This window comes from Arthrobacter humicola (genome assembly GCF_039531445.1).
Lineage (GTDB): Bacteria > Actinomycetota > Actinomycetes > Actinomycetales > Micrococcaceae > Arthrobacter > Arthrobacter humicola.
The window spans coordinates 127,008-152,669 of sequence record NZ_BAAAQB010000012.1; the positions used below are offsets into that span (position 1 = coordinate 127,008).

The following is a 25,662-nucleotide window of genomic DNA, read 5'->3' on the forward strand; positions in this document are numbered from 1 at the left end:
CTTTTCCAGGACGGCGAGTTTGGATTCGACGTAGCCGGGCTCGTCCCAGCGCCAGGCGTCCAGGTGGTCGCCGGAGACGGCGATTTCCAGGCCGTCGTAGCCCCAGCCGGAGGCCAGGCGGGCGACTTCCTCGAAGGGGAGATCGGCCCACTGGCCGGTGAACAGGGTGTACGGGCGGGGCATGTCAGGCTCTTTCGGTAGCGGGCTGGGTGGTCGGTGCGGACGGGGCGAGCTGGATGAGCGAACTCTTGGCCGCGGCGCTTTCTTCCACGGCGGCGAGGATCCGCTGGACGTTCAGGCCGTCCTCGAACGACGGCGACGGCGTGGTTCCGGTGCCCACCGCCACGAGGAAGTCGCGGATTTCGTGCGTGAACGTGTGTTCCCAGCCGAGCACGTGGCCCTGCGGCCACCACGCGTCCGCGTACGGGTGCTCGGGCTCGTTGACCAGGATGCGGCGGAAGCCCTGTTCCCTCACGGGCAGGGTGGCGTCGAGGAAGCCGAGCTCGTTGAGGTCCTCGAGATCGAACAGCAGGGCTCCCTTGTCGCCGTAGATCTCCAGCTTGAGCGAGTTCTTCTGGCCGGTGGCCACCCGGGAGACCTCCACGGAGGCGATGGCCCCGGAGGCGAGGGTCAGCGTGGCCCAGGCGGCGTCGTCGACTGTCACGTCCTCCAGCCCGGTGGCGCCGGGGCGCTGCGGGGTGAAAGTGTGCAGCCGGCCGGAGACCTCGGTGACCTGGCCGCCGAGGAGGAACAGCACCTGGTCGATCGCGTGGCTGGCGATGTCGCCCAGCGCGCCGGACCCTGCGGTGTCCTTGTTCAGCCGCCAGGTCATGGGCGAGTCCGGGTCCACGAGCCAGTCTTGCAGGTACGCGGCACGGACGTGCCGGATGGTGCCGAGCCGGCCCTCCGCGATCAGCTCCTTTGCGAGGGCCAGGGCGGGGACCCGGCGGTAGTTGAATCCGATCATGGACTGCACGCCCCGGGTCCGGGCGGCCCGGGCGGCCTCCGCCATGGCCTCGGCCTCGGCCAGGGTGTTGGCCAGCGGCTTTTCGACCAGGACGTGCTTGCCGGCGGCCAGGGCGGCGATGGCGATTTCCGCGTGCATCCAGCCCGGGGCGCAGATATCGACAATCTGAATGTCATCACGGGCGATCACCTCGCGCCAGTCGGTGGAGGACTCGGCCCAGCCGTATTTCGCGGCGGCCTCCGCCACCCCGGCGGGGTCGCGTCCGACCAGGACGCGACGTTCGAAGGCCGGGACGTCGAAGTAGCTGGCAACATTCCGCCAGGCATTCGAGTGGGCCTTGCCCATGAACGCGTACCCGATCATGGCCACTCCCAAGGGGGACGATCCGGGGGTAGTTTCGTGGGAGTTCATTACTGGTTCCTAGAGTGTGGAAGCGGTGGGGTCCCAGTCCTCGGGGAGGGCTGCGGAGGCGGGGGCGGAGCTTTCCACGTCGACGAACGCGCCGGAATCGATCGACTCGGAGATCGAGACCATGGTGTCCAGGACGTGGTAGGCAAGGTTGCCGGTGGCGCGGTGCGGGACGCCGGCGCGGATGGAGCGTGCCATGTCCAGCACGCCCATGCCGCGGCCCTGGCTGGGGCCGGTCGCCGGGATAACAGTCCACTCCTCGTCGCCGGCGCGCCAGAGCCTGACGTCCCCGTCGAAGTAGTTCGGATCCGGCAGCGAGATGGTGGCCTCGGTCCCGGTGATCTCCACAAAGCCCATCCGCAGCCGGGGTGACTCGAACGAAAAGACGCTGTGGGAGGACGCGCCGGACTCGAACTGGGCCATCGCGGAGACGTGGGTGGGGACCTCGACCGTGAATTCCTCGCCGGCCTTGGGCCCGGAGCCGATCATCCGGACTTCCTTGGCCTTGGACCCGGTGGCGGCCACGCGGCGCACGGACCCGAACGTCTGGACCAGAGCCGTGAGGTAGTACGGGCCCATGTCGAACAGGGGGCCGGCGCCGTACTGGAACAAGAAGGCCGGGTTGGGGTGCCAGGATTCCGGGCCGGGGGTCTGGAACGTGGTCATGGCGGTCAGCGGGGTGCCGATGTCGCCGCGTTCGATCAGCCGCCGCGCGGTCTGCAGCCCGGCCCCCAGGAACGTGTCCGGGGCGCAGCCCAGCCGCAGCCCCGCGGCGTCGGCGGCCTTCAGCAGGCCCAGGCCCGATTCGCGGTCCAGCGAGAACGGCTTTTCCGTCCAGACGTGTTTGCCGGCGTTGACGGCGGCCGTCGCCACCTCCACGTGCGCTGCCGGGATGGTCAGGTTCACGATGATCTCGACGTCGGGGTGGTTCAGGGCCGCATCCACGCCGCCCCACTCCGGGATGCCGTATTCCTTGGCGCGCGCCTCGGCGGCTTCTTCGAAGAGGTCGGCGATCACGTGGACCTTGAGGTCGGGGAAGACGGTCAGGTTGTCCAGGTACTGCTTGCTGATGTTTCCGGCGCCGATGACGGCGACGCCCACCGGGCCGCGTCCGGTTGCTGCGGTGCTCATGCGTTCACGCCCTTGGCGCTGGCGGAACCGCTCTGCAGGTAGCCCAGGGACTGGGCGATGCCGTCGAAGATGTCGCCGGAGTAATCGTCAAACTCCACGACGCCGACCTCAAGGGACTGCGCCGCCTCGATGACATCCCACACGGGAATTTTGCCCTGACCGGCGGGCTGCTGGGCCTTGGTATCGGTGGAGACGGGGCCGTCCTTGATATGGATGAACTTCACCCGGTCGCCGAGGCGCTCAAGGAGGGCAACCGGGTCCTGGCCGCCGACGGCGGCCCAGTAGGTGTCCACCTCTAGGACAAGTTCCGGGTCCAGGAGTCCTTCGAAGTACTCCAGGGCGGTCTGGCCCTCGATGCTGGACTCCAGCTCCCAGGCGTGGTTGTGGTAGCCGACCCGGATGCCGTACCCGGCACCCTTCTTGGCGGCGGCATTGAGTTTCGCGGCGGTGGCCCGGATGTCCTCGGCGGACTGCCAGTGCTCGGCCGGGAGGTAGGGATCGATGACCGTGCTGATGCCCAGTTCCTTGGCCGCGGCGAAGATCTCGTCCTGGTCCTGGCTCAGCAGCGGGGCGTGGCCGGACGGGGCGGTCAGGCCGTTCGCCTTCAGAGCTGCGCCAAGCTCGGCGGCCGTGGCGACGAAGTTGTAGGGCTCCACCTGGGTGAAGCCGAGCTCGGCAACCTTCTTGATGGTGCCGGGCAGGTCTTCCTGCAGGGCGTTGCGGAGGGTGTACAGCTGGATTGAGTAGGACATTGCGTTCCTTTGCGGGGAGTCGGTTGTTCTCAAGTAGGGGAGCGGCCCTGCGGCTAGCCGGCCGACGTCGGGGGTGGAGCCAGGTGTCTAGCGGCCGGCGAGGGATCCGCCGATGCCGCCGACGCTGAAGTATTTGTTCAGGGTGGCGAAGACGATGATGGGCGGGAGCATCATGATTAGGGCCAGGGCCATGACCCCGGACCAGTCGGTGTTGTTCTGCTGGAAGAACGACTGCACGCCCATGGGCAGGGTGAAGATTTCGTTGGAGCGCAGGAACACGATGGCCACGAGGTAGTCGTTCCAGGCAAGCAGGAAGGCGAAGATCGCCGTGGAGAGCACGCCCGGGAGGGAGTTGCGCAGCACCACCTTGCTGAAGCTGCCAAAGACGGAGCAGCCGTCGATCCAGGATGCCTCTTCCAGGCTGATGGGGATGGAGTCGAAGTAGGCGGCCATCATCCAGGTGGCCACGGTCATGGTGGAGCCGACGTAGATGATGGTTATCCCCATCAGGTTGTCGACGAGGCCCATGCCGGCGAAGAGGATGAACAGCGGCACCACGGAGGTGATGATGGGCAGGGACTGCATGACGAACAGGAGCAGGGAGTAACCGGAGACGGCCTTGGACCGGCCGCGGGAGAGGACATAGCCTGCCGGGGCGGCGACGGCCACCGAGACGGTCACCGTGCTGAGCGTGGTGATGAGGCTGTTTTGAAGCCAGGTCGCGGCGAGGGTTTTCGAGAAGACGTCGGTGATGTTCTCGAAGGTCAGGCCGGTGGCGGTGCTGTTCGGTCCGGGCGTGAAAGCGAGGAGGACGGTCACCATGATCGGGATGAGCACTATCGCGGTGATGGCCAGGATGGCGGTGAAGCGCCACCAGCGGCCGCGCAGGCCGGCTTCGGAAAGGGTGCGGCGGGGTTGGCCGGTGTCGGCGACGCCGAGGGCGGGGCCGGATTCGGGGTGGGCGTGGAGGACTGCGCTCATTATTCGACGCTCGACTTTCGGATCTGGCGGTACAGGATGACCGACACCACCACGAGGGTGATGGTCATGAGGAAGGCGATCGCGACGCCCGGTCCGGTCTGGAAGTCCTGGAAGACGGTGCGGTAGGCCAGCACCACGAGGGAGGTGGTGGCGTCCACGGGTCCGCCGCCGGTGAGCAGGTAGATGGTGGGGAAGTCGTTGACGCAGAAGATCGTCATGAGGATCCAGCTGATGTAGGTGGACCGTGCGATCAGCGGCAGGGTGATGCCGGAGAACTGCTGCCAGCGGCTCGCGCCGTCCATGCTGGCGGCCTCGTAGACGGTGGTGTCCACGGAGGCCAGGGCCGCCGAGGTCATCATCATCATGAAGGGGAAGCTGACCCAGACCTTGAAGATGCAAACGGTAATGGCCGCGAGCGTCGGGTCGGCGAGGAAGAGCGGCGTGCCCAGTCCGAGGTTCCGGCAAATGCTCGGGATGAGGCTGTCCGGAGTGCCGACCAGCCAGTTCCAGGCAGTGGAGGACACCACAATCGGCACCACCCACGGCAGCAGGAGCAGGACTTTGAAGGTCCCCCCAGCGGGGATTTTGGTGCGCAGCAGCAGGGCCAGGCCCAGGCCCAGGAGCCAGGACCCGAAGACGCCCACGATCGTGAAGATCAGCGTGAAGCGGGCGGCTTTCCAGAATGCCTCGGACGACAGGACCGTGGCGAAGTTATCCAGGCCGACGAACTCGCCGGTGTCCAGGAGGGAGCCGTTGTGCGTGGCCTGGATGCCGGCGTAGATGAGGGGGTAGCCGTGGATCAGGATCAGCAGGACGACCGAGGGCAGCAGGAGCCAGAAGAACGTCTTGCGGGTCTGCGAACTGAGTTTGCTCTTGCGGTTGACAGATTTGGCGGGCTTGCCCGGCCCGCCGGGGGCAACGCCCCGGCGGGCCCGGCTCAGGCCGGTCTGGGCTGTGGTCAATGCCATTGGAGCGCCGCTTACTTCTTCAGAACCGATTGCAGCCCGGACTGGAACGTCTGCAGCGCGGACTTCGCATCGGTCTTGCCGGTCAGGATGGTCTGGGTGAACTGGTTGAGGGCCTGGCCGCCGTCGAGGACGGCAAGATTGGCATTGAGTGTTGTGCCTTGGGCGGCGAACGTCTTGGCGATCGGCACGTACTCCTTGACGATCTTGACGTTGTTGGGATCGGACGTGAACTCGGGAAGCTCGGTGATGGACTTGAAGACCGGCAGCGCGTTCATGAGCTTCTGCTGCCAGAGCTGCTTGAGCTGGCCCAGGTAGGCGACCAGGAAGGCCTCGGACGACGCCTGTGAGGGGGTGTTGGTGTACATCATGATGTTGTTCGGGAAGACCAGGGCGGCCTTGTCCCCGTGCGGGCCGGCCATGGGGCTGGCGACCACAAGGTCGCCAGATGTGTCACCGACACGCTCGGGAACTCCCAGCGTCAACATGCCGAACGCGGCCTTCTTGTTCTTCCACTGGGCGTTGAGGTTGTCCGAGGTGTAGCTGACCGCGGCGGGGTCGATGATGCCGTTGGAGACCAGCTCCAGCAGGAATTCGACGGCCTCGACGTTGCGGTCGTTCATAACATCGAGCTCACCGGAGGGGGTGAACACGCCGCCGCCGTTGTTGAGCATCATCATGATCATCAGGTGGTTGCCGATGTTGTTGCCGGCGCCGGAGCCCGTGGCAAAGCCGACGGCGCCCATGCTCTTGAACTTCTTGCCAGCCTCAAGCAGGGATGCCCAGTCGGTGGGAACCGCGACGCCGGCCTGGTCGAACAGCGACTTGCGGTACCAGAGCGGACGGATGTCCAGCTGCCACGGAACGGCAACATAGCCCTTGTCCGTCTTGAACGGCTCCAGCACGCCCGGCAGGAAGTCATCGAACTGGCCGTTCTTCTTCAGTTCATCCACCACCTTGTCCGCGTAGGCAATCTGGCCCTGCTGCTCGAACTGGAAGGCCTGGAAGCCGCCGCCGGTGGACACTGCCGGTCCGGTCTTGGAAGCGATGGCCGAGGAGAACGTCTGGTAGAAGTTCGCCCACTGGATGGTCTGGTAGCTGGCCTTGAGGTTGCCCGAGGCCGGCGCATAGCCCTCTGCGATCTTCTTGGCGGCGTCGTTGTACGCGGGGGTGGCCCACGGCATATCCCAGAACTTGATGACGCCGCTGCCGCCTGACTGGGAGGCGGAGCCGCCGCCGCACGCCGCGAGGAGCGGTGCGCTCGCCGCGGCTGCGGCGAAGCCCAGGAATCCCCGGCGGGAGAATGCGGTGGAGGTTACAGAGGACTTGATCGTCACGATGATTTCCTTTCGTGACCGGCATGCTGTGGTGCGGCCGGTCTTCTCGACAGTGAGTTGATGCGGAAGGTATTGCGGGCTGTGCAGTTAGAGCAGCTAGAGCGGTTGGAGCAGTTATTGCGGTGAGTCGTGGAGCTGCCCGACAAGTGCGGTCAGGGCGGCGAACCGTTCCAGATCGGCCTCCGGGGCGCCGGAGTCGATGGCGGCGCGGAGCCGCCTCCAGCTGTGCCGGTGGGCCGATTCGTAGATGGTGGGGAAGGCGGCGGCCCCGGCGGAGGTGACCGAGCGGACCTCCGCGGGCCAGCCTGCGGAGGCATCGGGGAGGGTGATGTCCGCCCGTCCTGAGGAGGTCAGGACGGACACGGTGGCCGTCGCGGGCAGCGAGGACGTGGTGATTCCCTGCAGGGCCGCCGGCGCCCCGCCGGGGAGGCTGCCGATCACGGTGTAGCCGTTGGCGTTGCGCTGGATGACCCGCAGCCCTTCCAGCTCGACGCCGCAGGCCAGGACCGCGCCAAGGTGCCGCGTGAGCAGGGCTGCCGGGTCGGTTCCGGGGGTGCCCCACGCCACGGAGTCCAGCAGCACGGCGTCGGCCACGGCGTCGGCGATGGCGTTCCGGACCGCGGCCTGGGACTCCGCGAGGACCGGGTTTCCGGCCCACGCCTGGTCGAGCACCACCGCGGCGCCCGCCTCCGCAGCTGCCTCGGCCAGCGTGGCGGGGTCTTCCGCCACGGGATCAACGACGACGACGCCGCGGACACCGCTGCGGACCGCCGCGGTGGCGCTGGCGGTCCAACCCGGGACACCGGCGACAGCGACGACGTCGGCCCGGCCGTCCGCCGGGGCGAAGGAAACAGGCAGGGAAGCGACCACGGCGCCGACGGCACCGGCTTGTTCGGCCTCGGGGCCGGCCTGGACGAGAAGCGGGGTTGTCATGCGCTTGCCTCCTCATAGGCGGCGGCGCCGGCATCGACGCAGGCAGCGGCGGCGTCGGCGATCGCGAGGGCGAATTCCAGATCGTGGATCAGAGTCTCCGGGCGGGGGGCCGTTCCGGTGCCTCGGGCGATTTCAGCGAGTTTGCGCCATTCGCCCTCGTAGCCGTTGTGGCCGAAGGGGCCCAGGACGGTGGTGCTGGCAGCGGTGCGGATCCGGGCGGTCGCCGACCCCGCGTGAACGTAGGACGGGGTGAAGTCGATGGACAGCGAGGCGTCGTTGCCGATGGCCTCGAAGGTCCAAGACGGTTCCCAGGTGCCGTTCATCGCGGCGCGGAGTTCGATTGTCACGTCGCCCGCCCGCAGGGAGATGACATAGCCGAACGGCATGACGGTCTGGGCATGCAGGACCTCGACGGCCCGGAAGTCCGGGGCGAACCTGCGGACCAGGGGGAGGTCGTGGATGGCCAGACCCATGACGCCGCCGGTCAGCATGGCTTTCACCGCAGCGGTGTCGGGGGCCGCGTTTGCCGCGGGCGCCGGGGGAGTGCGGCCCACGATCTCGGTGGCAAAGTCCTCGAAGCGGGGGTTGGGCGGCAGGACGATCGACGACCGGACGGTGTGGACCTGTTCCGGCAGGTTACCCCACGCGGCTTCGGCAGCCAGCCAGCCGGGGTCGAAGGTGTGCATGGCGCCGACGACGATCGGCACACCGGTTTCGGCTGACACGGCGGCGATGGCCGCGGCTTCCTCGCCGTTCATGGCGAAGGGCTTTTCGCACAGGACGGCTTTCTTGCCGGCGCGGCAGGCGGCGATCACCTGGACGGCGTGGAACTGGTGCGGGCTGCAGATCGCGACGATCTCGACCGCGGGGTCGGCCAGCAGTTCTTCCATGCTGGTGCTGAAGCGTGCCCCCACCCGTGCGGCCACGGATTCGGCCACCGCCGGATCGACGTCCATGATGTGGCGGACCTCCAGGATGCCGCGCAGCCTGGCGAGGGAGGGAAGGTGGATCGCCTGGGTGACGGGACCCGCCCCCAGAATCCCCACTCCCAGCGGCGCCGGCGCTGCATGTTCTTGGCTCGACAAGTTCGTTCATACCCCTTCGTAGTCCCGGAAGCGTCCAGCGGCAGGCAGGCTGCCGGGCCGGTGATCTGGCTCACACCCAAAGTTAGACATACTTTTGACGAGCGTCAAGCAAAAGTTGAAAACTTCGTTTCAATCTTTGTGAAGAGTGACATACAGAAGAACTTCGTGCTATCACTTACTCATGAGTACGCCCACCGGCACCGAACCCGCAGCCACCGAGGCCGGCGGCAGCCTGTCCCGCGCCGGCGACCTCTTCCAGCTCCTGCGCGACGGCAAGGCCCGGACCCGCGCGGAACTGGCCCTGACCACCGGGCTTGCCCGCTCCACCGTCGCCTCCCGCATCGACGCGCTGATGGTCTCGGGCCTCGTCGGCCCGGCAGGGGAGGCGAGCTCCAGCGGCGGCAGGCCGCCGTCGCGCTTTGCCTTCAACCCGGCCGCCCGCGTAGTCCTGGCTGTAGATGTCGGGGCCACGCACGTGATCATCGCCGTGACGGATCTCAACGGAAAAGTGCTCGCCGAGCGCCGGCTGGCGCAGGACGTCGCCGACGGCCCGGTGGTTGTCCTGGACCGCGTGATCGAGGAAGGGCTGAAGCTGCTCGGCGAGGCGGGGCGGAGTACCTCGGACCTGGCCGGCGCCGGGATCGGGCTCCCCGGGCCCGTGGAACACGCCTCCGGCATGCCGGTAAAGCCGCCGATCATGCCCGGCTGGGACGGGTTCGACGTCGTCCGTCACGTCCAGCGGTCCCTCCCGGTGCCGGTCCTGGTGGACAACGACGTGAACATCATGGCCCTGGGCGAGCGCACGGCGCACTGGCCCCAGGACGAAAACTTCCTCTTCATCAAGGTGGCCACCGGCATCGGCGCGGGCATCATCAGCAACGGTGAACTCCAGCGCGGGGCCAACGGCACAGCCGGAGACCTCGGGCACGTGCGGGTTCCGCGCGGCGACGACGTGCTGTGCCGCTGCGGGAATTACGGCTGCCTCGAAGCCCTGGCGTCCGGCCCCGCCGTCGCCAAGGCGCTCACCCAGCAGGGACTTCCGGCGCACGACGGCGGCGACGTCCTGCGCCTCGTCGCTGAAGGGAACCTCCAAGCAATCCAGGCGCTGCGGCAGGCCGGCAGGGACCTCGGGGATGTCCTCTCCACGGTGGTCAACCTGCTAAACCCCTCGGTGATCGTGATCGGCGGAAGCCTCGGCCAGGCCGGGGAGCACCTCATGGCAGGGGTCCGCGAGGTGGTCTACCGGCGCTCGCTGCCGCTGGCCACGACGCACCTGAGGATTGGCCTGTCCAAAGCCGGCGACCAGGCCGCCATCCTCGGCGCCAGCCAGATGGTCACGCAGCACGTGCTCTCGCCCGCCGTCATTGAGGCGACCCTGCAGGCCACGGGCTAGAAACGGCGTCCCCGGAAGCCGTCGCCCCGGATGCGTGGTCGCCGGTGGCCGTGTCCCGGGTGGCGTCATATTCCGCGGGTGCGGGAGTGGCCCGTGATAGCAATGGGACTGATGAAACCATATTTGTGCCCGCTTGCCGGGCGACCCACCTTATGAGCGACCTCGCCAAGGCACCGCGCGGCTGGCTCCTCATGCTCGCGATCGGGCTCATCGCGCTGAACATGCGCGGCCCCCTGGTGGCCGTGGCCCCGGTGGTCGCGCAGATGCAGCACGATCTCGGGTTCACTCCGGTGGAACTGGGATTCCTCACCGGGATCCCGGTCCTGTGCTTTGCCTTGGCCGCCCCGCTGGCATCGCTGGCCGGGCGTAAGCTGGGTCCCGAGTTCGCCATCACGCTGACCCTGCTGGGCGTGCTCCTGGGCGTCGTGGTCCGCTCGGCGGGAGGCGGCGCCGTCGTGATGCTGGGCACCGTGATCCTGGGCGTTTCCATCACGATCGGCAACATCGTGGTGCCGCTGATCATCCGTCGGGACTTCACTCCGGCCCGGCAGGGCGCGGCGATGGGCACCTACACGGCGGCGCTCAATATCGGCTCGTTCCTTACATCGATGGTGTCCGCGCCGCTGGCCGAGCTGCTGGGCTGGCGTCCCGCGATTGCCGCGAGCGGACTGTTCGCGCTGGCGGCCCTCGCGGTCTGGGTGATCGCCGTCGGCCGGCGGGCGGCCTTCGTTCCTGCTGCCGTTCCCGCGTCCGACCCCGGGCGGCCGGCCGGCAAACTCACATCGCGGTGGATCACGGCAGCCCTGACCGTCGGGTTCGCCGGGCAGGCGTTCTCCTACTACGGTGTGACCGCCTGGCTGCCCAGCCTGCTGGTGGACGAACTTGGCATGACGCCGTCGGCCGCCGGAGCGGCGTCCTCGCTTTTCCAGATCTTTGCCATTGTGGGCGGCCTCGGCGTTCCGCTGGCGGCCCGGTTCGCCAGCACGACGGCGGTGGGCCTCACCCTGGGCCTGCTGTGGCTCACGGTTCCTGTGGGCCTGCTGCTCGCGCCCGAACTGTGGTGGCTGTGGTGTTCCCTCGGCGGTGTCGCCCAGGGCGGCGGCATCACGCTGATCTTCCTCGCCATCATCCGGCTGGCCCGGGACCAGGCGTCGGCGGCCCGGATGTCCGCCGTCGTCCAGGGGACCGGGTATTCCTTCGGCGCCGTGGCGCCGACCCTTCTGGGCTACGTCCACGGTGTCTCCGGCGCCTGGACCGGTCCGCTGCTGCTGATCCTGTGCTCCGTGACCGCGTTCATCCTGGGCACGGCGTTGTCCCTGCGCCGGGTGCCGAAGCCGCACTAGGTTCCTCCCGCCCCCGCTCATTTCGGGCCGCGCTTGTGGACGCCTGTGCGCCGAGAAATGCCCGCCCCGGCCGCCTTCCCGCCCACAAGGTTTGTGCCGGGAACACAGTGAGGGCCCATGTTTTATCGAAAACATGGGCCCTCACTGTCAGTTCGACGCCGTTGTCGGGCTGTGTTCCGTTGCTGGGCTGCCACCCGGATTTCGGGCTGCCTGTTGCGAAGGGCGGGCAGTCCAGCTGACGGAATTCTGGGGTTACGCCGGGATGAGGGCGGCCTTCTCGCTGAGCTCCGCGCCGTCGCGCGCTTCATACAGGAAGCGGTCGTACGCCGGCAGCGTCAGGAAGGCCGGGAACTCGTTGCTGAGCGTGACCTCCTCGAAGATGTCCCGCGCGTCGGCGAACCGGTCCCCTTCGAAGCGTTCCAGCTTGGCGAATTCCTCATCCAGCATGTCCTCCACCCACTCGCGGGTCACGACGTCGCCGTGGTCGGTGATGGCGCGGGAGAAGATCCACTGCCAGAGCTGTGAGCGGGAGATCTCCGCGGTGGCGGCGTCCTCCATCAGGTTGTGGATGGCCACGGCGCCGTTGCCGCGCAGCCAGGACTCGATGTAGCGGATGCCGACTTCGATGTTGTTCCGGATGCCCTGTTCGGTGATGGTTCCGGTGGTCGAGGAGATGTCCAGGAGGGCGCGGTCGTCCGGGGTGACGTCTTCCCGGAGGCGTTCCAGTTGGTTCGGGCGGTCGCCGAGCACGCCGTCGAACACCTCGCGGCAGACCGGAACCAGGTCCGGGTGCGCCACCCAGGAGCCGTCGAAGCCGTCGCCGGCCTCGCGGGTCTTGTCGGCGCGGACCTTTTCGAAGGCGATCGCGTTGGCTGCGGCGTCCTTGCGGTTGGGGACGGCAGCGGCCATGCCGCCGATCGCCATGGCGCCGCGCTTGTGGCAGGCCCGGACGAGCTGTTCGGTGTAGGCGCGCATGAACGGCTGGGTCATGGTGACCTGGCCGCGGTCCGGGAGCACGAAGCGCGGTCCGCGGGTGCGGAAGTTCTTGATCAGGGAGAAGATGTAGTCCCAGCGGCCGGCGTTCAGGCCTGCGGCGTGGTCGCGCAGTTCGTAGAGGATTTCCTCCATCTCGAACGCGGCGGTGATGGTCTCGATCAGCACGGTGGCGCGGATGGTGCCCTGCGGGATGCCCAGCAGGTCCTGGGCCAGGATGAAGATGTCGTTCCACAGCCGGGCCTCGAGGTGGTTCTCGATCTTGGGCAGGTAGAAGTACGGTCCCTTGCCCTGGGCGATCAGGCGGCGGGCGTTGTGGAAGAAGTACAGGCCGAAGTCCACGATTCCGCCGGCGATCGGGGTGCCGTCGATGAGCATGTGCTTTTCCGGCAGGTGCCAGCCGCGGGGGCGGACCACGATCGTGGGCAGTTCCCCGGCCGGGCGCAGCTTGTATTCCTTGCCCTCGGGGGAGGTGAAGTCGATCCGGCGCTCCAGGGCGTCCGTGAGGTTCAGCTGGCCCTGGATCACGTTGCGCCAGGACGGGGTGGAGGAGTCCTCCATGTCCGCGAGCCACACCTTGGCGCCGGAGTTCAGCGCGTTGATGGTCATCTTCTTGTCCACCGGCCCGGTGATTTCCACGCGGCGGTCCTCCAGACCCGGGGCCGGGGGAGCGACGCGCCAGTTAGGGTCGTTGCGCACGGACTCGGTCTCGCGCAGGAACCGCGGGTCGTGGCCCTTGGAGATCTGCTGACGGCGTTCACGCCGTGCCTCCAATAGCTCCTGCCGGCGTCCGGCCGTGGCCTTGTGCAGCTTGGCCACAAACGCCAGCGCATCCGGTGTGAGGACCTCGCTCTGCCGGCAAATTGGCTGCGCGGTCAGCGTGATCCCGTTAATAGTGAAGTTGTCAGTGAAGCTGTTCATTTCAATCTCTCCTCGGAGAAGCAAATGTTCGACGGCGGGGTGCGGTTTGGGGCCGAAAAAGGCAATCCTCCGCGTGCTATTCCCCATCCCCGCCGTGGGCCTCGCAGGGCTCGGCCGGGCGGGGACAGGGCCCCTTATACGCACGCTTCCGGATCACCTTTCCCGGCCCCCGAGGGCTTGGGCACCCTGGGTGCCGGCCGCCGTCGTGCCTTCAGATGAGCGGAATCAACAGCTCACCTTGGGCGGGGATTAGTGGAACTGGCCCTCTTCTGTGGATCCCACGAGAGCCAAGGTGGATGCGTTCGGGTTGAGCGCGGTGGCGATGTCGTCGAAGTAGCCGGTGCCGACTTCGCGCTGGTGCTTGGTTGCGGTGTAGCCGCGGGACTCGGAGGCGAATTCCTTCTCCTGCAGCTCGACGTAGGCGCTCATGCCTTCCCGGGCGTAGCCGTGGGCGAGGTCGAACATCGAGTAGTTCAGGGCGTGGAAGCCGGCCAGGGTGATGAACTGGAAGGTGAAGCCCATGGCGCCGAGTTCACGCTGGAACTTCGCGATCGTGGCGTCGTCGAGGTGCTTGCGCCAGTTGAACGACGGCGAGCAGTTGTAGGAGAGCATCTGGTCCGGGAACTCGGCCTTGACGGACTCGGCGAACTTGCGGGCCAGCTCCAGGTCCGGGGTGCCCGTTTCCATCCAGATGAGGTCGGAGTACGGGGCGTATGCCTTGGCGCGGGCGATGCAGGGTTCGATCCCGTTGCGGACCTTGTAGAAGCCCTCCGGGGTGCGGACCGGCTGTCCGCCTTCGCGGAGGATGAATTCCTGGTCGCGCTCGTCGACGTCGGAGGTGATCAGGGTGGCTGCCTCCGCGTCGGTCCGGGCGATGATGACCGACGGCGTGCCGGCGACGTCGGCGGCGAGGCGGGCGGCGTTCAGCGTGCGGACGTGCTGCTGGGTGGGGATCAGGACCTTGCCGCCGAGGTGGCCGCACTTCTTTTCCGAGGCGAGCTGATCTTCCCAGTGCACGCCCGCGGCGCCGGCCTGGATCATGGACTTCATGAGCTCGTAGGCGTTCAGCGGGCCGCCGAAGCCGGCCTCGGCGTCGGCCACGATCGGGACCATCCAGTCCTCGACGGTCTGGATGCCCTCGGAGAACTCGATCTGGTCTGCGCGGAGCAGGGCGTTGTTGATGCGGCGGACCACGGTGGGGACCGAGTTGGCGGGGTAGAGCGACTGGTCCGGGTAGGTGTGGCCGGAGTTGTTGGCGTCGGCGGCGACCTGCCAGCCGGAGAGGTAGATGGCGCGGAGCCCGGCCTTGACCTGCTGCACGGCCTGGTTGCCGGTCAGGGCGCCCAGGGCGTTGGTGTACTTGCCGGTGCTGTGCTCCTCGGTGAGCTGCTTCCACAGTTTCTCGGAACCGCGGCGGGCCAGCGTGTGTTCTTCGGAGACGCGGCCGCGGAGGCGGACGACGTCGGAAGCCTTGAAGTCACGGGTCACACCTTCCCAACGCGGGTTGGCGGCCCACTCGAGCTCCAGTGCGGCGGCCTGCTGCTCGGGCGTCTGCTGGGTGGGCTCAAATGTTGCAGTCATCTTTGTCTCCTTGATGGGGTCCGGGACCGGCCAGTCTGCGACTCTGCAGATCCTGGCCGGTTGTTTCCGGATAGTGAATCTTTCCGTGAGATCTACTTTTCTTCACTTTCCAAGGGGTTTCTAGACCAAAGCTATGGAAAGAAATGCACTTCTTCGCATATCCTCAATAAATGCACCCCGCCAGCTGGAACCGCCCCGCCTCCGCCGTCTCGCCTGCCGTCCCGGAAGTGGACGTCATCAGCATGGGCCGCCGTGTCCGTCATCTGCGCAAGGCTGCCGGACTCACGCTCGATGACCTGAGCGCCGCCGTCGGGACCGCCCCCAGCCAGCTGAGCCTGATCGAAAACGGCAAGCGCGAGCCCAAGCTTGGCCTGCTTCAGCAGCTCGCGGGGGCCCTCGGGGTCAGCATCGATGAACTGCTCGGGGCCGAGCCGCCGAACCGCCGCGCGGCGCTGGAGATCGAGCTGGAACGCTACCAGCGCAGCCCCATCTACGAGTCCCTCAACCTGCCGAAAATCCGTATCAGCTCGCGGCTTCCGATGGACGTGCTGGAGTCCATGGTGGGCCTGCAGCACGAGCTCGAGCGGCGGCTCAACGAGCAGGTGGCGACACCGGAGGAGGCTCGCCGCGCCAACGGTGAACTGCGGGCCATGATGCGGGAACGGAACAACTACTTCCCGGAGTATGAGGCCGAGGCGCAGAAGGTCCTGGCCTCGGTGGGCCACACGAGCGGACCCCTCTCCCACCACGTCATTGCGGACATCGCCGGGCACCTCGGTTTCAGCCTCCACCACGTGGGCGATTTGCCGCATTCCACCCGCTCGGTGACGGATCTTAAGAACCGCAGAATTTACCTCACGCAGAACGCACGGAGCGACCACGACCCCCGGTCGGTGCTGTTGCAGGCCCTGGGCCACTACGTCCTGGGCCACCAGACGCCGTCGAACTACGGGGACTTCCTCATGCAGCGCGTGGCCACGAACTACTTCGCCGCCGCGCTCCTGCTCCCGGAACAGGCCACGGTGGACTTCCTGCAGCGGGCCAAGCAGGCCAAGGAAATCGCCGTCGAGGACATCCGGGATGCTTTCGCCGTGTCCTATGAGACGGCCGCGCACCGGTTCACCAACCTCGCCACGCAGCATCTGGACCTCCGCACGCACTTCCAGAAGACCCACAAGAGCGGCATCATCTACAAGGCCTACGAGAACGACGGCGTGACGTTCCCGCAGGACCACACCGGCGCCATCGAGGGCCAGCCGTCCTGCAAGAACTGGACCTCCCGGGTGGTGTTCGACGTCCCGGACAAGTTCAGCGCGTACAACCAATACACCGACACCCCGGCCGGGACCTTCTGGTGCACGGCCCGGACCGAACGCTCCGCCAACGGGGAGTTCTCGCTCTCCGTGGGTGTCCCGTATGCGCATGTGAAGTGGTTCCGCGGCCGCGACACCACGGAGCGGTCCAAATCCACCTGCCCGGACGAAGGCTGCTGCCGCCGCCCGCCGGCATCGCTGACCGCCGAATGGGCCGGCAACGCCTGGCCCTCGGCCCGGGCCCACTCCCACCTGCTGGCCGCCATGCCGCCGGGCGCCTTTCCCGGCGTGGACGAGACCGAGGTCTACTCCTTCCTGCAGGCGCACTCCGGAAGCTGATCCTCCCCTCACGTCCTGCGGGTTTCTCCGGGACCCTGCCGTCCCGCCCGTTTACTGCCGTCGCTCCCGCATTTTCTGCGGTTCAGTGCGTCGCTCCCGCACATCAGGCGAGGGCGCGTCGCCTTGGGCGTGGCTGACGGCAGGGCGGACTATATTGGCCTGTGACAGCTCATCGACCCACCTCGCGGGAGCGTGCACCCATGGCCAAGGAACTTGCCACCCAGCTCATCGAACAACTCCAGGCTGCCGGCGTGCAGCGGATCTACGGGATCGTGGGGGACAGCCTCAACCCGCTCGTCGACGCCGTCCGCAAGACCGGCGGCTCGCAGCAGGGCGGCATCGACTGGATCCATGTCCGGCATGAGGAAGCAGCCGCCTTCGCCGCGGCGGCGGAGGCCCAGCTGACCGGCCGGCTCGCGGTCTGCGCCGGCTCCTGCGGGCCCGGCAACCTGCACCTGATCAACGGGCTGTACGACGCCAACCGTTCCGGGGCGCCGGTGTTGGCCATTGCCTCGCACATCCCGAGCAAGCAGATCGGCAGCAGTTTCTTCCAGGAAACCCACCCGGACCGGCTCTTCAACGAATGCTCGGTCTATTCCGAACTGATCAGCACCGCGGAGCAGGCGCCCCGGGTCATGCACGGCGCCATCCAGCACGCCGTCGGGCTCCGGGGCGTCGCCGTCGTGACCCTTCCCGGCGACATCGCCGGCCTCGAAGCAACCGCTCCGACCCCGGCCCCGGCCGCATTCCGGCCGGCGACGCTGACCCCGGACGCCGCCAGCGTTCAAGAGCTGGCAGACGCCATCAACGCGGCGGATAAGATAGCCATCTTTGCCGGGGCCGGCGTCGAGGGCGCGCACGATGAGGTGGTGGCGCTCGCCGGACTGATCGCGGCGCCGATCGGCCATTCGCTCCGCGGCAAGGACTTCATGCAGTACGACAACGCGTATGACATCGGCATGACGGGGCTGCTGGGCTACGGCGCTGCGGCCGAAGGCATCGAGGACGCGGATCTGCTGATCCTGCTGGGCACCGACTTCCCGTATGACCAGTTCCTGCCGGCAACCCGGACGGCGCAGGTGGACCGGGCCGCCCACAAACTGGGCCGGCGGACCGACGTCGACGTCGCCGTGCATGGCGACGTCCTCCCCACGCTCGCGGCTTTGATGCCTTTGATCAAGGCCAAGAAGAGCCGGCGCTTCCTCGATGCGATGCTCAAGAAGCACGACCGTCTCATGAACAAGGCCGTGGGCGCATACACCCGGAACGTGGGCAAGAAACAGCCTATCCACCCGGAATATGCGGCCTCGCTGCTGGACCAGGTGGCGGCAGAGGACGCGATCTTCACGGCGGATACGGGCATGTGCAATGTTTGGACCGCGCGGTACATCAACCCGCTGGGCACCCGCCGGCTGATCGGCTCGTACCTGCACGGCTCCATGGCCAACGCGCTGCCGCACGCGATCGGCGCTCAGCTGGCCTACCCCGGCCGGCAGGTGGTCTCGGTCTCGGGGGACGGCGGCCTGTCCATGCTGCTGGGTGAGCTCATCACGGTCGCCGCGCACCGGCTTCCGGTCAACGTCGTGGTCTTCAACAATTCCACCCTCGGCATGGTGAAACTCGAAATGCTGGTGGACGGGCTCCCTGACTTCGGCGTGGACGTCCCCGACGCCAACTACGCCGACGTCGCCCGGGCCCTGGGGTTCCATGCCGTGCGTGTCACGGACCCGTCCCGCATCGAGGCCGCGTACCGGGAAGCGTTTGCCCATCCCGGCCCGTCGCTCGTGGAGCTCATCACGGACCCCAAGGCGCTGTCCCTCCCGCCGAAGATCAAGGGCGCGCAGGTCCTGGGTTTCGCCACGGCCATGTCCAAGGTGGTCCTCAACCGGGGCGCCGGCGAGGCCGTCAGCATGGCCCGGAGCAACCTGCGCAACATCCCGCGGCGCTGAGACCCTCCGGGTTCGCCGGAAACTCTCCAGCTCGCGGGAAGTTTCCGGCGATCTGGAGAGATTCAGGCGAACCGGGCACTAACGATACGACGGGAGTGGCAATGAAAAATCACCGCATGGCTGGAATCGGGCCAGCGCGGAGCGCCGGGGCGCTCGCCGCATACTCGCCCCCGCCACCGGCGCTGTTGACGGCCGACGGCGTTGAGCGGGTTGCGGTGGACCGCGCCGCGTACGCTGCCGAATTTCGGGCATTCCGGGCATCCGCCCTGACATTGGGAGCGGCTCTCCTGGCCGACGGTGGTGAAGGGGCCGAAGGAAACGTGGTGTCGTCCCCGGGCAGCCTGCTGATAGCGCTCGCGATGCTGCGGGCAGGGGCCTCCGGGGAGACCGCCGTCGAAATGGACAAGGTCCTGGGACTCCCGGCCGGCACCCGGGATGAGGCAATGAACGCCCTGCTCGGGTTCCTGGCGGCGTACGACGGCGATCCTGGCTCGGTGGACGAAAAGGACCCGCCACGGAAGCCGGTCATGCACGCGGCCAATGGCCTGTTTGCGGACACGGGCGTGCCAACCGGAAAGAACTACTTGGCAACCCTTGCCAAGCACTATGGCACCGGCGTGTACCCGGTGGACTTCCAAGATGAGGCCGCCACCAAGCCTGCAATCGATGCCTGGGTGAACAAGAACACCGGCGGCCGGATCAAGAAAGCGCCTGCGGAGTACGATCGCGACTGCACTTTCAGCCTCCTCAACGCCTTGTACTTCGCCGCGGCGTGGCGGTCGCCTTTCGACCCTAACGACACCCAGGACAGCCCCTTCACCAAGTCCGGTGGCGAGGAAATCAGCGTCCCGACGATGCACAACATGCTGGAGTTGGCCTATGCAGAGGGTGCCCGCTGGCGAGTCGTGGACCTGCCGTACGCAAAAGGTTTTGTCATGCGGCTGGTGCTGCCTGGTCCCGGCGAAGGGCCGGAGACCCTCACGGCCGCCACCCTAGCGGAGATTGCGGCGGCACTGGACACGGCCCCCGAGGTCCTCGTGCTGATCTCCCTGCCCAGGTGGGACCACAAGAGCAGCTTCGACCTTCGGAAAGTGCTGGGTTCCTTGGGGCTGGACACAACCCTCACCACCACCAAAGACTTCGACTCCATCCAGAGCAGACTCACTATCACCAAGGCCGCGCAGGCTGCCAGCATCACTGCCGCGGAGAAGGGGACGGTGGCCGCGGCGGTGACCCGAATTGACGGCATGGTGACCGGATTGCCGCCGGAGCCGGAATAAACCATCGACTTCGACCGGCCGTTCCACTACCAGATCGTGCACGTCGAATCCGGCCTGCCCCTGTTCATGGGAACTGTGGCCGACCCCCGCTGACGGGCGGCTGGCCGGGCTCCACGTCGCCGGAAGCTCTCGAGTTCGCCGCCAACTTCCGGCGAACTGGAGAGTCTCCGGCGAACTCGGCACACGGGCCGGAAAGGCTCTAGCGCGGGCCGCACTGCCAGAGGGCGTCGAACGGGGCGCCCGAGGCCACCCGGTTCCGGATCCCCGCGGTCACAAACGCCTTGGCCGTCCGGGCGGCCTCCAGCGGGGTCGCGCCTTTCGCGAGTTCGGCCGTCACCGCGGCGGCCAGCGAGCATCCGGCACCGGACACGGCCACGTCGCCCACCTTCGGGGTGGACAGGACTTCCAGGGTTTCGCCGTCGTAGTAGACGTCGACGGCGTCGGGGCCTTCCAGCCGCACGCCGCCCTTGGCGAGAACCGCGGCGCCGCTGAGCTCGTGGATGCGGACGGCGGCGGCCGTGAGGGATTCGACGTCGGTGATCTCCAGCCCGGAGAGCGACTCGGCCTCGAAGTGGTTCGGCGTGACGAAGGTGGCCAGCGGCAGGACCTGTGCCTTGAGGGCCTGATCGGTGTCGAGGGCGTGCCCCGGCTCCTGGCCCTTGCAGATCAGCACCGGATCCAGCACCACGTTGGCGAACTGCCCGTCGGACAGTGCCGCAGCCACGGTCGCAATTGTCGCGGGGCTGCCCAGCATGCCGATTTTCACGGTATCCAATACGGTCGGTGCGCCGGACGCGGCACCGTAGGCCGCCGTCGTCGCCTCCAATTGGTCCGCAATGACCTGCTGGTCTACCGGGACGAAGCGGTGGTTCCAGTTGTCCTTAGGGTCGAAGGACACGATGCAGGTCAGGTTCGCGATGCCGAAGACGCCGAGTTCCTGGAACGTCTTCAGATCAGCCTGCGCGCCGGCGCCGCCGGTCGCTTCGGAGCCTGCGATGGTCAGCGCGAGGGCGGGGGAGACTGTGGTTTCGGTAGCAGCCAGGGAAGCGGAGTCGAATGCGGTAGAAGTCATGGTCCAATCCTGCCATTGGGCTAAATCCGACCGCATTGTGCTCTTGAACAAGTATTCCGTGAACAGTATGAACAAAACCTGAGTGTCCCGGATCACGCGGACCACGGTGGCGGACGGTGCGCTGAGCCCCGCCGTCGTCAGGTTACTGCGCGTTGTCTGCGAACCGCAGCTGCAGGATCGTGGCGGCGACGCCTGCCACGAATGTCGCGGCAAGCACCGCGTAGCTGCCTGCCGGGAGCGAGTCGATAGGGTCGGCCACCATGCCGATCAGCAGTGGGACTATCGAGTAGGGGAACCACTCCGCCCAGCCGGTCTTGCCGAACAAATTGCCGAGGGCCAGCATCACGAGCGAGAAGGCGATGGGCGCCACCTCGCCACGGCTCAACACCGCGATCCAGGCGACCACTGGTGCGAGCAGGAACGAAATCGCCGGGGCGAGCAGCACGTGTGCGATTCCGGTCGCGGCCAGCTCCGCCGAGAACCCCGGCAGGCCCATCGCCAGTCCGATCGCCAACGCCTCGACGAGGACGACGGCGACGATTGCCATCCACCACGCCGCCGCGACCAGCAGCTTGGCGACGACGAACCAGTGACGGCCCACCGGCAGCGCGAGCATGTTCTTGGCGGTGGCGTCGCTGTACTCGCGGCCAAACAGGTAAGCGACGATGAACGCCAGCAGCAGCATCCCGCCGACGCCGAAGATCAGCGTGAGCATGTAGAGGTATGCGGGCCATGTCGCCTCGATCCCGGCAAGGCTCGCTTTGGTGCCCAGAAGCCCCAGCTCGGCCGCACGCCCCGGTTCGCGGACGATCCACATGAAAAGCGCTACGCTCGGCGGCATCATCGCGAGCACCGCCAGGGTGGCCCACGTTGCCTTGGAACGATGGAGCTTGACGAATTCGGTGGCGAGAACCTGACCGAACATCAGGCATCCCCGCTCTTCGGGTTCTCGTCCGTGCGCGCCAGGAAGTAGCGCTCCAGATCCAGTGTGAGCAGTGCCTGCTCGCGTTCTTCGGACGTGTAGGCGTCGGTCGCGAAGGCGCGTGCCTTCGCGGCGAATTCGTCGCGTGATGACTCCTCGATGAGGCGGCCCTCGTGGACGATGCCGATGCGGTCCGCCAGGTGGGCGACCTCGGCGAGGATGTGGCTCGACATGAAGACAGTGACGCCGCGCTCGTCGGCGAGTGAGCGAAGCAGCTCGCGGATCTCGACGATGCCGGCTGGATCGAGCCCGTTGGCGGGTTCGTCGAGCACGAGAAGTTCGGGGGCGTGCAGCAGTGCGCGGGCGAGCGCGAGGCGCTGCTTGTTGCCGAGCGAGAGCTGCCCGGCGCGCCGGTCGGCGTACGGCCCCAGGCGCAGCAGAGCGATCGAGTCGGCGACCGTCCGGGTTGGCGAGCCGGTGAGCCGCCGCTGGATGTCGAGGTTCTCGCGCACCGTGAGGTTGGGGTAGGCGGTAGCGGTCTCGACGAGGAAGCCGACGCGCGAAAACACGTTGGTCTCGCCGGGCAGGATGCGCCGCCCGAGGACCGTCACCTCCCCGCTGCTCGGGCGGATGAGGCCGAGCAGCATGCGGATGGTGGTCGTCTTACCCGCCCCGTTCCTGCCGAGGAACCCGTAAATCTCGCCCCGGCGGACGTCGAGGTCGAGCGAGTCGACGGCGGTGACTCCGCGGTATCGCTTGACGAGGGCACGCGTGGAAACCGCGGTGTCAGGCACGGGGCTCCTCCATGCCCCCATCCTGCCACCATGCCCGGAACGTTCACAGTGCGGGGCCCGGCAGCATCGAAATAGCCGGAAAGGTGCGAGATCGCCGTAAGTTTCCGGCGAAGCGGCAGGTCTCCGGCGAACTCGCGGCTCCGGGCCGGATTCGCACCGTCGTGCCCGCACGGCCGGGTGCGAGAATGGAGGGCGGTTCGGGTGGTTCTTTTGCCCGAGCCGTCCAGTGCTAATACAGCCGGCGGACCAGCGTATTCCCTTGCGGGCGCGGGCCGCCGAGCGAACCACTACGAATGGAATGCCATGACGTCCGCCAAGACTTTCCCGGTGTCCGCGCCGCCGAAGTTCGCCTCGATCGGTTCCCCGTACTTCGGCATCATGCTGGCCGTTATGGCCGTGGTGCTGATCCTGTCCAACATCGGGGCATCCAAGGGCGTGGCGATCGGCCCGATCATCACGGACGGCGGCTTCTTCCTCTTCCCGCTGGCATATATCCTGGGCGACGTCATCAGCGAGGTCTACGGCTTCAAAGTGGCACGCAAGGCCATCGTCACCACCTTTGCGCTCTCCGTCTTCGCGTCACTCTGCTACTGGGTCATCATCGCCCTGCCGGGCTTCGGCGACGAGTACGGTGCCTCCAAGCAGGCGGCCCTGGAAGGCGCCCTTGGCCCGGTCCCGCAGATCGTGCTGGCTTCGCTACTGGCCTTCTTTGCCGGCCAGACCATCAACTCCTGGATCCTGGTAAAGATGAAGGCGCGCACTGGGGAGAGATCCCTGTGGGCGCGCATCATGGGCTCCTCCGTGGCCGGCGAGTTCGTGGACACGCTGATCTTCTGCAGCATCGCCGCGTCCGTGATCGGAATTACCGACGTCGGGATGTTCGTGAACTATGTCCTTGTGGGCTTCCTCTACAAGACCCTCGTGGAGTTCGCCTTCGTGCCGCTGACCACGCTCGCCATCGGCTGGGTGAAGAAGCGCGAACCGAGCTACGGCGCTTAGGCAGCCGCCGTCGTGCCCGACGTCGTTCCGTTCCGTGGCCCAGTTCGCCGGAAACCTGCGGGGTCGCCGTAGGTTTCCGGCGACGTCGCGGGCGTCCGGCGAATTCGCGACTCACGGGCGTGTCAGGCGTGCGGGCGGCCGGCTAAAGCACGAAGCAGCCGGTTCCTGAATTCCTGCTCGCGGAAGAGGTGTTCCCACTCAACGCGGATGAACAGCCAGCCCTCTTCAGCCAGGGCTTTCTCCCGGCGCCGTTCCTCGAAGAGCACCTCGGCTGTGGGCCTGTAGTCGAAGTACTTGGTCTTGCCGTCGAACTCGAGGGCTACCTTCTCCTCTTTCCACGCAAAGTCCAGACGGTGGCGCCCGGCGCGGCTTGATACTTCCACTTGCAGCTCAGGAGGCTTGATCCGAAGCCGGTGAATCAGCTCGCGGGTCAGGGTTTCGCCGGCAGATTCGGACCGTGGATCGGCCGTGATGAGGACGCGGCGGAACGTCCGGATCCCCCGGCGGCCATCCAGTGCGTCCGCCATGGTCTGCAGGGCTACTCGATCCGCACCCAGGCGAAGCGCGTGGTCGGTGAGGATCAAGGCCTGCCTGTAGCGCAGCATCATGGCGCAGTCGGCAACCGTCCGTTCCAGAGACGTCGTCCGCAGGCCGCGGACAACGTCGGCGTCGTGTTCGGCAAAGGGACGTGTATGGCACCGGACATCCCTGCCATGGCGCTCGTTCGACGGGCGCACTTTCTGCAGGACGTGGATGGCGTCATCCACGTTCCAGAGGAACATGCTGCGGAGGCGCGCTGCGGACGTGTGACTGTACAGGAAGGTGCCCGTCGACGTCGTACGCGTTCCGTGGGCGTGCGCGAAGATGCGCTGCCTGCTCCGGACGACCGGGGACTGGGCGTTCCAGAGGCTGGCGCGGATGTAGCAGCCGTGCCGGAGCCGGACGAGGGCGCCCGAATCCAGGAGGGATCGGATGGTCCGCGAGCCGTAGCCGAGGTCGAGCAGTTCTTCTGTGCGCCAGAGATTGCCCGTCGGGGGCAGTTGCAGCGAGGGGTTTTGCGACATGGCTCCAGCGTCCGGTACCGCCGACGCGCCCGGGAGGCTCCGCCGTCGCTATGTGGATAACGGCGGTGTGGATAACGAGCTCGACGGCGGCCCGGAACGGGACGCGCCGGTATCAGCCGGAAACGCGCGCCGTCGTGCCCCGGACGATCAGGGCCGGCTCGATCAGCTTGCGCTCGGGCTCGAGGGCCGGGTCCTGGATCCGGGCCAGCAGGGTGTTGGCGACATCGACGCCGACGACGTCGCTGCGGTTGTCGACGGACGTGATGTCCAGGTACCGCGACTTGGCCAGTTGGGAATTGTCGTAGCCGATCACGGAGAGGTCTGCCGGAACGGACAGGCCGCGCGCCTTGGCCGCGGCGAGGGCGCCCAGGGCCATGGTGTCGTTGGCTGCGAACAGGGCAGTCGTGTCCGGGTGGTGGTCAAGAATCCAGCAGGCGGCCGCGTAGCCGTCCTCTTCCGAGGTCCCCTGCGATTCGCCGGCGATCCGATGCTCGACGCCGGCCTTCGTGATGCCGCTGCGGAAGCCCTCGCGCCGGTGGGCGGCAGCCCCGCCGGAGCCCGAGAGGTGTCCGATCCGCGTGTGGCCGAGCCCCAGTAGGTGATCCGCCGCCATGCGGCCGCCGCCGTCGTCGTCATTGGTAATGAGGCTGGCGCCGGCAGGAACACCGTTGCGCCAGCCGGCGACGACGGCCGGAACCCAGGTCCCCGCCATCATCGACTCGCTCGGCTCGGCCGCGATGACAAGGCCCTCGACGTGCATCGACAGCAGACCGTCCGCGGCTTCGGTGATGCGGTTCTCGCCCGGGCGGGAATCCGCGAGGGTGACCTGGTAGCCGTGGGGGGAGAGAGCGGATTCCATGCCGCGCAGGAGGTCCACGAACCAGAGGTTCCGGAAGTCGTCAATGACCAGTCCGATGCTTTTCGTCTGGCTGCTGGCAAGCGTGGTCGCTGCCCGGCTCGGGCGGTATCCTAGCTCTGACATGGCCGCCCGGACAGCCTCCCGGCGCTTCTCGCTGACTTTCGACGGGTTTTGAAGCACGAGGGACACCAGCGACGGGGAGACGCCGGCGCTCTTGGCGACGTCGTAGATCGTCGGGCGGCGGGTTCGCGAGGTGTTCAGCGTCATCTGCAGAGCCTTTC

21 protein-coding genes and 1 pseudogene are annotated in these 25,662 nt (G+C 67.3%); 6 read left to right on the top strand and 16 right to left on the bottom strand.

The annotated features are described in order from the left end of the window. The 9 genes and pseudogenes from ABD243_RS05030 to ABD243_RS05070 form a co-directional block, all read right to left on the bottom strand. Positions 1–183, bottom strand: a pseudogene (locus ABD243_RS05030) (sugar phosphate isomerase/epimerase); the annotation flags it as partial. Position 184: 1 nt separating this feature from the next. Next, on the bottom strand, positions 185–1,378 hold the full coding sequence (locus ABD243_RS05035) for a Gfo/Idh/MocA family protein (RefSeq protein WP_344362745.1): 1,194 nt from the start codon (positions 1,376–1,378) through the stop codon (positions 185–187). A gap of 9 nt (positions 1,379–1,387) precedes the next feature. Then, positions 1,388–2,506, bottom strand: a complete 1,119-nt coding sequence (locus ABD243_RS05040) for a Gfo/Idh/MocA family protein (RefSeq protein WP_344362748.1) — start codon at positions 2,504–2,506, stop codon at positions 1,388–1,390. Next, positions 2,503–3,258 (bottom strand): sugar phosphate isomerase/epimerase family protein, encoded by a 756-nt coding sequence (locus tag ABD243_RS05045; RefSeq protein ID WP_344362750.1) that lies wholly within the window; start codon positions 3,256–3,258, stop codon positions 2,503–2,505. Before ABD243_RS05045 ends, ABD243_RS05040 begins: the two co-directional genes overlap by 4 nt. An 87-nt stretch (positions 3,259–3,345) precedes the next feature. Beyond that, entirely contained in the window at positions 3,346–4,239 is an 894-nt protein-coding gene (locus ABD243_RS05050) for a carbohydrate ABC transporter permease (RefSeq protein ID WP_344362753.1), read from the bottom strand. Further along, positions 4,239–5,207 carry a carbohydrate ABC transporter permease gene (locus tag ABD243_RS05055; protein ID WP_344362755.1) on the bottom strand — a complete coding sequence of 323 codons (969 nt, stop codon included), beginning with the start codon at positions 5,205–5,207 and terminating at the stop codon, positions 4,239–4,241. Before ABD243_RS05055 ends, ABD243_RS05050 begins: the two co-directional genes overlap by 1 nt. Positions 5,208–5,218: 11 nt before the next feature. Beyond that, entirely contained in the window at positions 5,219–6,541 is a 1,323-nt protein-coding gene (locus ABD243_RS05060) for an ABC transporter substrate-binding protein (RefSeq protein ID WP_344362759.1), read from the bottom strand. A 114-nt stretch (positions 6,542–6,655) separates the two neighbouring features. After that, positions 6,656–7,474 (bottom strand): hypothetical protein, encoded by an 819-nt coding sequence (locus ABD243_RS05065; RefSeq protein WP_344362762.1) that lies wholly within the window; start codon positions 7,472–7,474, stop codon positions 6,656–6,658. Then, on the bottom strand, positions 7,471–8,559 hold the full coding sequence (locus ABD243_RS05070; protein WP_344362765.1) for a Gfo/Idh/MocA family protein: 1,089 nt from the start codon (positions 8,557–8,559) through the stop codon (positions 7,471–7,473). The genes ABD243_RS05065 and ABD243_RS05070 overlap by 4 nt, the downstream gene beginning before the upstream one ends. Before the next feature lie 181 nt (positions 8,560–8,740). On the opposite strand from ABD243_RS05070, the gene ABD243_RS05075 reads away from it, so the two are divergent. Both ABD243_RS05075 and ABD243_RS05080 read left to right on the top strand, forming a co-directional pair. After that, entirely contained in the window at positions 8,741–9,952 is a 1,212-nt protein-coding gene (locus tag ABD243_RS05075; protein ID WP_344362768.1) for an ROK family transcriptional regulator, read from the top strand. A gap of 152 nt (positions 9,953–10,104) precedes the next feature. Then, positions 10,105–11,295: an MFS transporter gene (locus tag ABD243_RS05080; RefSeq protein ID WP_344362772.1), complete on the top strand. Its 1,191-nt coding sequence runs from the start codon at positions 10,105–10,107 to the stop codon at positions 11,293–11,295. A gap of 252 nt (positions 11,296–11,547) precedes the next feature. On the opposite strand, the gene aceB is transcribed toward ABD243_RS05080, so the two are convergent. Both aceB and aceA read right to left on the bottom strand, forming a co-directional pair. After that, positions 11,548–13,209 (bottom strand): malate synthase A, encoded by a 1,662-nt coding sequence (gene aceB / locus ABD243_RS05085; protein WP_344362774.1) that lies wholly within the window; start codon positions 13,207–13,209, stop codon positions 11,548–11,550. Positions 13,210–13,458: 249 nt separating this feature from the next. Next, positions 13,459–14,790: an isocitrate lyase gene (aceA, locus tag ABD243_RS05090; RefSeq protein WP_344362776.1), complete on the bottom strand. Its 1,332-nt coding sequence runs from the start codon at positions 14,788–14,790 to the stop codon at positions 13,459–13,461. A 170-nt stretch (positions 14,791–14,960) separates the two neighbouring features. On the opposite strand from aceA, the gene ABD243_RS05095 reads away from it, so the two are divergent. From ABD243_RS05095 to ABD243_RS05105, 3 genes are all read left to right on the top strand, one after another. Next, positions 14,961–16,442 carry a helix-turn-helix domain-containing protein gene (locus ABD243_RS05095; protein WP_344362778.1) on the top strand — a complete coding sequence of 494 codons (1,482 nt, stop codon included), beginning with the start codon at positions 14,961–14,963 and terminating at the stop codon, positions 16,440–16,442. Positions 16,443–16,642: 200 nt separating this feature from the next. Further along, positions 16,643–18,391 (top strand): pyruvate dehydrogenase, encoded by a 1,749-nt coding sequence (locus ABD243_RS05100; RefSeq protein WP_344362781.1) that lies wholly within the window; start codon positions 16,643–16,645, stop codon positions 18,389–18,391. 116 nt (positions 18,392–18,507) lie between these two features. After that, a complete protein-coding gene (locus tag ABD243_RS05105) occupies positions 18,508–19,671 on the top strand; it encodes a serpin family protein (protein ID WP_344362784.1) in 1,164 nt (387 codons plus the stop codon). A 199-nt stretch (positions 19,672–19,870) separates the two neighbouring features. Here ABD243_RS05105 and ABD243_RS05110 read toward each other — a convergent pair whose 3' ends face one another. The 3 genes from ABD243_RS05110 to ABD243_RS05120 all read right to left on the bottom strand — a co-directional run bounded on the left by ABD243_RS05110 (position 19,871) and on the right by ABD243_RS05120 (position 22,480). Beyond that, a complete protein-coding gene (locus ABD243_RS05110; RefSeq protein WP_344362786.1) occupies positions 19,871–20,743 on the bottom strand; it encodes a hydroxymethylpyrimidine/phosphomethylpyrimidine kinase in 873 nt (290 codons plus the stop codon). 142 nt (positions 20,744–20,885) lie between these two features. Next, positions 20,886–21,668 carry an ABC transporter permease gene (locus ABD243_RS05115; RefSeq protein ID WP_344362789.1) on the bottom strand — a complete coding sequence of 261 codons (783 nt, stop codon included), beginning with the start codon at positions 21,666–21,668 and terminating at the stop codon, positions 20,886–20,888. Beyond that, complete coding sequence (locus tag ABD243_RS05120) at positions 21,668–22,480, bottom strand: ABC transporter ATP-binding protein (RefSeq protein WP_344362791.1); 813 nt, start codon at positions 22,478–22,480, stop codon at positions 21,668–21,670. The genes ABD243_RS05115 and ABD243_RS05120 overlap by 1 nt, the downstream gene beginning before the upstream one ends. A gap of 282 nt (positions 22,481–22,762) precedes the next feature. Between ABD243_RS05120 and ABD243_RS05125 the strand changes: the two genes are divergently transcribed. Next, positions 22,763–23,458 (top strand): queuosine precursor transporter, encoded by a 696-nt coding sequence (locus ABD243_RS05125; RefSeq protein WP_116767113.1) that lies wholly within the window; start codon positions 22,763–22,765, stop codon positions 23,456–23,458. Positions 23,459–23,580: 122 nt separating this feature from the next. On the opposite strand, the gene ABD243_RS05130 is transcribed toward ABD243_RS05125, so the two are convergent. Both ABD243_RS05130 and ABD243_RS05135 read right to left on the bottom strand, forming a co-directional pair. Beyond that, on the bottom strand, positions 23,581–24,522 hold the full coding sequence (locus ABD243_RS05130) for a type IV toxin-antitoxin system AbiEi family antitoxin domain-containing protein (RefSeq protein WP_344362795.1): 942 nt from the start codon (positions 24,520–24,522) through the stop codon (positions 23,581–23,583). A gap of 112 nt (positions 24,523–24,634) precedes the next feature. After that, entirely contained in the window at positions 24,635–25,648 is a 1,014-nt protein-coding gene (locus tag ABD243_RS05135) for a LacI family DNA-binding transcriptional regulator (RefSeq protein ID WP_116767111.1), read from the bottom strand. Between the last annotated feature and the right edge of the window lie 14 nt (positions 25,649–25,662).

Coding starts and splice junctions, on each gene's coding strand:
- ABD243_RS05035 (WP_344362745.1), bottom strand. CDS start 1,378: ATGAACTCCCACGAAACTACCCCCGGATCGTCCCCCTTGGGAGTGGCC.
- ABD243_RS05040 (WP_344362748.1), bottom strand. CDS start 2,506: ATGAGCACCGCAGCAACCGGACGCGGCCCGGTGGGCGTCGCCGTCATC.
- ABD243_RS05045 (WP_344362750.1), bottom strand. CDS start 3,258: ATGTCCTACTCAATCCAGCTGTACACCCTCCGCAACGCCCTGCAGGAA.
- ABD243_RS05050 (WP_344362753.1), bottom strand. CDS start 4,239: ATGAGCGCAGTCCTCCACGCCCACCCCGAATCCGGCCCCGCCCTCGGC.
- ABD243_RS05055 (WP_344362755.1), bottom strand. CDS start 5,207: ATGGCATTGACCACAGCCCAGACCGGCCTGAGCCGGGCCCGCCGGGGC.
- ABD243_RS05065 (WP_344362762.1), bottom strand. CDS start 7,474: ATGACAACCCCGCTTCTCGTCCAGGCCGGCCCCGAGGCCGAACAAGCC.
- ABD243_RS05075 (WP_344362768.1), top strand. CDS start 8,741: ATGAGTACGCCCACCGGCACCGAACCCGCAGCCACCGAGGCCGGCGGC.
- ABD243_RS05080 (WP_344362772.1), top strand. CDS start 10,105: ATGAGCGACCTCGCCAAGGCACCGCGCGGCTGGCTCCTCATGCTCGCG.
- aceB (WP_344362774.1), bottom strand. CDS start 13,209: ATGAACAGCTTCACTGACAACTTCACTATTAACGGGATCACGCTGACC.
- aceA (WP_344362776.1), bottom strand. CDS start 14,790: ATGACTGCAACATTTGAGCCCACCCAGCAGACGCCCGAGCAGCAGGCC.
- ABD243_RS05095 (WP_344362778.1), top strand. CDS start 14,961: ATGCACCCCGCCAGCTGGAACCGCCCCGCCTCCGCCGTCTCGCCTGCC.
- ABD243_RS05100 (WP_344362781.1), top strand. CDS start 16,643: ATGGCCAAGGAACTTGCCACCCAGCTCATCGAACAACTCCAGGCTGCC.
- ABD243_RS05105 (WP_344362784.1), top strand. CDS start 18,508: ATGGCTGGAATCGGGCCAGCGCGGAGCGCCGGGGCGCTCGCCGCATAC.
- ABD243_RS05110 (WP_344362786.1), bottom strand. CDS start 20,743: ATGACTTCTACCGCATTCGACTCCGCTTCCCTGGCTGCTACCGAAACC.
- ABD243_RS05115 (WP_344362789.1), bottom strand. CDS start 21,668: ATGTTCGGTCAGGTTCTCGCCACCGAATTCGTCAAGCTCCATCGTTCC.
- ABD243_RS05120 (WP_344362791.1), bottom strand. CDS start 22,480: ATGGGGGCATGGAGGAGCCCCGTGCCTGACACCGCGGTTTCCACGCGT.
- ABD243_RS05125 (WP_116767113.1), top strand. CDS start 22,763: ATGACGTCCGCCAAGACTTTCCCGGTGTCCGCGCCGCCGAAGTTCGCC.
- ABD243_RS05130 (WP_344362795.1), bottom strand. CDS start 24,522: ATGTCGCAAAACCCCTCGCTGCAACTGCCCCCGACGGGCAATCTCTGG.
- ABD243_RS05135 (WP_116767111.1), bottom strand. CDS start 25,648: ATGACGCTGAACACCTCGCGAACCCGCCGCCCGACGATCTACGACGTC.